Origin of the sequence: Salinisphaera sp. SWV1, from assembly GCF_052044155.1 — a bacterium.
Taxonomy (GTDB): domain Bacteria; phylum Pseudomonadota; class Gammaproteobacteria; order Nevskiales; family Salinisphaeraceae; genus Salinisphaera.
This window is the reverse complement of record NZ_JBQDYE010000078.1, coordinates 1-5795: the sequence shown is the minus strand read 5'-3', so window position 1 is coordinate 5795 and position 5795 is coordinate 1. Positions and strand designations below refer to the sequence as shown.

Annotated in this window: 2 protein-coding genes; one reads left to right on the top strand and one right to left on the bottom strand. The window is 60.7% G+C overall.

Translation table 11 applies throughout. From position 1 onward, the window contains the following. Window positions 1-258, bottom strand: a 258-nt coding sequence (locus ACS8YF_RS19365) for a hypothetical protein (RefSeq protein WP_440851736.1), incomplete at its 3' end; no start/stop codon positions are given. A 100-nt stretch (window positions 259-358) separates the two neighbouring features. Here ACS8YF_RS19365 and ACS8YF_RS19360 point away from each other — a divergent pair. Beyond that, a complete protein-coding gene (locus ACS8YF_RS19360; protein ID WP_440851735.1) occupies window positions 359-5629 on the top strand; it encodes a hypothetical protein in 5271 nt (1756 codons plus the stop codon). Window positions 5630-5795 lie beyond the last annotated feature (166 nt).

Here is a 5795-nt window from a genome sequence, read left to right as displayed (position 1 = left end):
CGCTTGTTTATGGGTCGGGAGTTCGAATTGAGTCGTCAGCCATAAAAAAGGCCCTCCCGCTTGGGAGAGCCTTTCTTTTTCTTGGTGCGCCCGGAGAGATTCGAACTCCCGACTGCGGTTCGTAGCCGCAATTAGTGGCACCATTTTGATAGCCATTAAAATTTCTTCATAGCTATAAATAGATCTTAAATCGTTGCTACTGTGAAAATTTAGGATATATTTTTTCGTAGCAGACGCCGCATTGGCGCCGATTAACATCGCAGAGAACTGCGGTTCCTGCTACGCAAAAGGCGCCACGATGGGCTCAGCCTCGGAACCCGAATACGACCGTATAGCCGCATTTGCTCGCGAGCGTAGTATGGACCTCGTCATCAACGAGCGCAGTGTTCGCGTCTCCAAATTGACGCATCCAGCACTCGCCGTTGTCGACGGACACATTCCGCAAGGTCGGCTCGTCGCCGGTGAAATTCGTCGCAGCGTCAGCTTGCTCGAGCACCACTATTCGCATAGGGAATCCGAACGTCTAGAACAACTCGCCCAAGTCGCCGAGGGTTGCCACTCCGAGTTTCACCGGGATCCGAGTCGGGCGCGGGGCAGCATGCATCCGCTGGCTGGCGTGCTCGCCTACTCCTATTACTATGGCGCTCTTGTGCCGCGCAGAGGAGAGCACGCGGCGCTCGGAATATTACGAGCCGCTCTTCTACGCGTCATAACGAAGGGCTTGGCCGACACGGCGACGCGCTCAGCCGCGCGACGAATTCGGGATGTTTTAACGACGGAACCGACTAGGCAATTCGACGACGCCGTATCACCTGCCTTGGCCGAGGCATGGAGCGACCAGCTCAGCGTCGCTCAATTCGCCCGGCTCATTACCCCCTACTTAGCTGAACACGGCGACGCCGCTGAGAAATTTGCCAACGCGGCGATGTTGCCTGCTGACGGCGCGCTTCGACGACCTGATGCCACTAAACCCGCCGAACCTCGGCCTTCCCCGCCACGAACACCTCGCAGACAGGCACCGCCCTCGAGCCTCAGTCCTGCAACGCCTATTCGCCCAAGTGGCCTATTTGGCGTTCGCCACTTCGTACCGCCATTAGCGTCGCTTGATGTCCCGCCGCCGGACGAAATCCCGCCCGAGGATATCGAGGGGTTTCAGCCAGCTTTCGCGCTCGATCTATTCCAGCAAGACGATGAGCCTCTGGAGGTAGCGTCGGGCGAGAAATTGGCAACCGCCGCCTTCGAGTTTGAGCAGGCCACACGCCATCACCTTGAAGGCGTCTTGCTACCCGACACGGATCGTACGCTGACCACGATCGAGACTCAGCGAGTCTGGAACGCATTAACTCCGGCGCTCGATCTCGATTTCGCCTCGCTCATGGATAAAGCGGCGGCGCTCTGTGCGGCACTGATGCTCGTCACCGGCCGACGACGGATTGAGTGCTTATACGCCATTGCGCATCTTGCTCAAGATAGCGCCGGGACCGTCGATGGAGCCCTGCGTCTGTCGACCCACTCCTGGGCGACTACCCTTCAGGCACTGCCAGAGCTCAACGACCTGCCTTCGGATTGGTTCCACAGAACGTCCCTCAAATTATCCTTTCCGTTGCCGCCGCCGCTATCGCGAGCGCTATCCGTATTGCATGCGACGCTCACAGCCGAAGCGCTGACTGACCTCGGCCGCAATACGGGCTGGGAGAGCGCATGGGCCGACCTCAGAAGCCAGCTGCGGGAGGTTTGCCCGCGGTTCACGGAGACTCGCGCCATTCACACCTTGGCGGTCCAAACGTTCGTCCGTACGGGTCATATTCGTGAAGCACAGTGGTTCTCGGGCTCAGCGCTTGAGCATTCGAGCGCGCCCAGCCATTACTACGCGAGGTCGGCGCATGAACTCGTTTCCACGTATTGCGACGCTCTCAGCGCAATGGGCATACCCGCTGAAAAGCCGAGCACATCAGATAACTCGCTCATCGGCGCGCCGCGTGCAGCCATTAGGTGGGAGACAGCCTGCACCGCAATCGAGTCTTTGTGCAGCCGAACCAAGGACGCCGTCCGATTGGGAAAGGCCCCCACCGACACGGTTCTCGAAGGCGTCCACGCGCTTGGTGCATACCTAGCAATCCTTTTCGGAGTCTGCACCGCTCACCGGTTCACAGCACCGATTGGGGCCGTCACTCGACGTGATGTCCTGACTCCCACAGGAAGCGGCGCGCAATGGAGCCTCGGCCTTGTCGGGGATAAAACCACGGATCCCGAGCTTGATGCCCGGGTCTGCGTCCTCCCGCCTCTCTTTACCGACACGCTACATGCCTATCTCCGACAACTTGAGCGCGCGGAACGGCTGCTCGCCAAGCGCGGCGTTAGCGACGACGTGCTTCTTGAACGAATACGCGCGGCGTTGGATGGCACCGGCCCATTGTGGTTCACAGGTGGCGAGCATGCGGTGGGCGCCAAAGATGCGGAATTGACCCGCCATGGGCTGAAAGCATTGTGGCCCGAATGGGTCATTCCCATGCCGCTGCTGCGACATCTGTTTGCCAGCAACGCCGGACGATTCGGTATCGCCGGGTCTGATATCGCCTTGCAGATGGGGCACAGCATCGGGGACTCACCATTCGATGCCTGCGATCCGGATTGCCCTGCGGAATTCGGCGAACGGATCGCCGCGAATCTCCAAAGCTACGTCGAAGCGCTTGGGTTTCGGACCGTCGGTGCGGCCCGGCGCTACGACCCACCGGCACCACTCGAACCGCGAAGCGCTCAAGATCTCGTTACGGATTACAAGACGCTCCGGACGCTACGTCGGGGCTGCCAAGAGACGAAGCTGGATGAGCCGACCGAGATCGAGAATCAGCGCGCCGCCGAAATAGTCGATGCATTTGACGGCCGCACGCCAACCAACGCCGACGACGAGTGGCTGATCGAGCCGGCCGCCATTCAGCAGCTCCTCAACCAGTCTCAGGCCGAGACGCTGGGTGTACAGCAAGCTTTGCGCAGCAAACTATCGGCGTTAGTTGCGCATCGGCGTCGCACCATGACCAATGGCCCGGCCCGGAGACGTCCGTTCGTACCGCCGTTGAGCACCCCGAACATCACATACAGCGCTTTCAATGTCGTTCATTTCGATGCATCGCGCTGGGCGCTCGCCGTCGAGGCTCAGGCCTTGGCTCTTCTCGATCGCGGCGTTGCCTCAGACGATGACCATGCCATCCTGGCGGCCACGACAATCCTTCTCGCCAGCTACGGCGCAGGCACCACGAGTGACCGCCTCCTCCATCTCCTCGATCCGGACCTGCCGCTGCATGCCTTCGAGCAATTTGAATCGGGCTTGATTGCTGAAGTGCCTCTCGATGCGTCAGGCAATCTGAACGGAGAGCGCGAATGCCAGCTCGTGAGCGGCGATGCAGTGGCCCTTCTCGGCAACCTGCGTCGCCGTCGCATCGCGCCGCCAACGCTTAAGCAGATCGACACGGCTTTGCGCAAACAAGCCGAGTTGCAAGGCCTATGGCCGGCAGAGGCACGGCTACCACTGGATGATCTACTGTTACTGATCGGCCTGGGGCGCCAATGCCACATACCGGGCACCCGGAGTGCCTGGGAACGCGGCATACTTAATAGCGTGGGCCCGGCCCTGACGCGCTTCGCGCCGCTCATATCCGCGGATATCTCAGCGACGGTGCCACAGCACCTTTCTGGCAAGCGCGCATCACCCGGCCAGCGGACATTAACGCGGAACGACGGGATGACGGCGTATCGGCAGCTACGCCGCCTCGCGTATGAAATCGCCGCCGGACGTGATACGGCCGCCAACCGACGACGCTTACGCGACCTGGAGGAACGGTTTGCCCTGGAGTTCGGCTCATCGAGCCTGATCGCCCTCCTCGCCGCGTTTGTGGTCTACCTTCGCCATGAACGCGGACTGGCCGACACCTCCACCTACGACTATCTGACCACCCTCGGCGCGCGCTTGATACGTGGCGTCGGCGCCGGCGACATACACGCCATTGATCCCTGGGACATTGAAGGAGCACTCCGGCAGATTGCGATCGAATCCAGATCCGGAGAGCGACGGGCCAAGGCGAGCACGGTCGCATCGGCAGCCTCTCACTTCTCCGATGTGCTCGATCGTGTCGGTGTCGAGATTGATCTGTCGCGAGCGTTCGATGGCCTGGCATTCGAGACACAACGCCACCCCGGATATTTCTCCAGTCAAACAGAGACGACCGCGATTCAGTCAGCGCTGGCGACGACGACCGATCACGCGCTTGCTTCGCTCTCGCTCGATAGCGGGGCCGACCACGCGACCATCGGGGAAGCCGGCGCGCTGATTCAGATGTACTCCGGTCTTCGATTGAGCGAGGTCGCCGGATTAATGTCTCGCGATCTAATGATCGACGACGAGCGACTTTCCATTCATGTCCACCCGATCAAGCGCCGACAGCTGAAAACAGTCGCGAGTCGGCGGATCGTTATCGCGCCGATGGAGACTCAGGCCGCCGCACGACTTCGCGGGCTCCTGGGCCGGCTGGGCATACGGGTCGCTGACACGGGCGACCTACTGTTGGCACCCGACGTTGGAACCGGAGTCGCGTCTATTGCCCGAATGATGGCGAGCGGGTTTCGTGTTTCCGCATCGTCCTGTATCGAAGGCCCCTACGCTCGCGGGCACATTGCACGACACAATATGGCGACGACTGCGGTACTGGTCACCCACCCGGCTCGAATGGCGCAACCGGTCGCCTCCCTGAAGCCCGTAACGCTCTATGAGCACACGCAGGCTCGGATTATCTCGCTCGGCCAACTTCCGCGGCGTCTGCAATTCCGCTACCTGTCACGACAACTGGGACACGGCAGCCCGATCACGACTCTGGTTTGGTATGCCCACGCACTCCCGTTGCTCCATGGGCAAGTTAGCCCGTGGCGCGGCCTCGCTCGCCAAGCGGAGGCACGATTGCTCGATCGCCGGGCTAGCGATATTGATCGATGGCGCGGACACCACGGCGGCACCCATGTCGAAAATATCCCATTTCTCATGCGGTTCCGACCTGACTGGATATCGAACCAAGTCCATCCGTATGTTGAGAAGACGACGGCTAACGCCCCGCGAACGCCCGCGACTACTACTACCTCGTCCGACACATCTCAGTTAACAGCGTCTCTCGCCGGGCGCATTGCATTGGCGGTGCGCATGGGCGTTGATGACTATGCCGCCGCCAACCAACTCTGGATGCGCGTCGAGCAGTACAAGGCAATCGTGGCTCTACTGAGTGAACGTGATCGCGGTTTCAGGCTCGGCTATCTGACGGGCCGCAGGATCCGTCCACGCGGTCATAAGAGAATTCCGCGATCTCATGATCTGGGCTTGATCCTCCGTAGCATCGATGAGTCTTTGGATGCACACGAGCTGACGGGCACCTGCCTACGACGTTGGCTATTGCGCAATCTGGCTGCAGAAGAGCCGGCACTCTCGTTCGATGTCGAGACGGCGGGTCTTGCGGCGGTGGTCGGGCGCCACAAACGCGCCGAGCGAGTTGGCGATCACGCGGCCTACACTCTGATTGAGGTACCGAAATCGGACCGTCAATTGATTTTGCTCGTGATCGCCACCATCAGCTGGCTGAAGCGAGCGTGACGGCCCGCGGTGTCAGCAACAACCGCCTTCGAAATATTGCGTGATGTCGCGCAGCGCGACTGGATCGCGCATTGCATGAAGCGGCCGGTCTCCCAGCCACTCGTACGGCCCGTGCAGTACTTCAGCCACCGAATCGAGACCAAACAGCGCTGCGATAGCATCCAGA